Annotated in this window: 1 pseudogene; it reads right to left on the bottom strand. The window is 40.8% G+C overall.

Annotated features, from left to right (window positions below):
• Positions 1-24: 24 nt before the first annotated feature.
• A pseudogene (locus tag ICL16_RS37920) lies at positions 25-1,350 on the bottom strand (ISNCY family transposase).
• Between the last annotated feature and the right edge of the window lie 96 nt (positions 1,351-1,446).

The following is a 1,446-nucleotide window of genomic DNA, read 5'->3' as shown; positions in this document are numbered from 1 at the left end:
ATCAGCAATTCTAAATTTGGAAAATTAGGATGAGTTGACAGCTTTAATCGGTTCAAACTCATCTAACATGAAAGAAATCAAATGCTGCCAACTATCGAAGACAAAATAAGTCGTCAAAGTTCGCAAATCATTGAAGAAACGTTTGCGTGTCCCCAAATATTGGCGGATTTGCTGGTATGACTTGTCTACAAGGTGTAAAACAGTGTGGAATAAAAAAGCCAGCAGATTTAAGGTAAGTAAGAATGAAGCCAGATGTTGGTCTCCATGACCAAAATTATGCTCCAAGTGGTAGCCTTTGGTCTTAAGAACGTTATGGTTCTCGTTTTCTGTCTTCCAACGGGCACGAGCAGACTGAACCATTTCAACAATATTGTCAGTTGTGATCAGATGGTCAGTAATCCAAGTATTTTTGAACAGAACCTCTTGATCGGATGCACGGGTAATAGTCAGTTCAAACCAATTTGTTTCGAGGGCGGGTTGGGTATCGCGCAAGGGAATTCCATTCACCCATCGATAATGATAAAAATGCCCATCGCGTCCGTGACGTAGCCTTTGTTGAAAAGATTGAACTTCCCCACTGGCGTCAAGGTATTCCAACCAATCATATAAAGCACGATGAGACTCCAGTAAACAAACAAATATGTAGTGGAAGCCAAGTTGGATAGACTTGGTACACATCGGCTGGTGACTGTAGAGGTCATCACCTCACAAAGTTACCTCACCAAGTTCAAATAGGTCTGTGTGTCTTTGAATCCAACGTTTTGCCGCCGCTATTTCGCAATCTTGCTTTTCATGTCCATCTTGAGGACTAATAAATTCCGGGTCGAGGCTAATCACTTGTTCGCTGTTTGGTGACACAATTACGGGTAGAATGGCACTGTGAAAGTAAGTAATTGTCCCGTTTTTATGAGTCCGATGGGAACATTGCGCGCAATGGAGGCATTGGGAGGAGAAATATTCTGTTCCATCTAAGGGTATTAATAGTTGCCCACCAAGGACTTCATATTGTTTGAGATGTCCTGTAGTTTTCAACATCCGATAAATTGAACCGAAAACCTCAAATAACATACTGGCATTGATTTTGTCCAATATGTTACGAATCTGATTATCTGTGGGTATCTTGCATACTTCAAACAAAGTTTGAGTATTATCACGCCCTTTTCGACTGCTTAGTTGCCTTTGATACTCCAGAAATGACTCGCACTGCATGAAAAATACTCCGAATGCACTTAGCACAACATCTTTAATGCTGTACTGTGTATTTGGACTTGGTTTTCGAGGATCTTTTATTTTGGCGATACTTGCCTGTAAGTATCCGAGCAGTGTGGCAAATCCTAGCACTTCCATCATTGGCTCATTTTTCGGAGTAATCTGTAGAACCTATTATCCCCATATTTTGTTCCTCAGCTTTGAAGTCCTTGTCAATTCTTAAATTTAGAATTGCTG

Source organism: Iningainema tapete BLCC-T55 (assembly GCF_014698965.1).
GTDB lineage: Bacteria > Cyanobacteriota > Cyanobacteriia > Cyanobacteriales > Nostocaceae > Iningainema > Iningainema tapete.
This window is presented reverse-complemented; position numbering and strand designations above follow the sequence as displayed.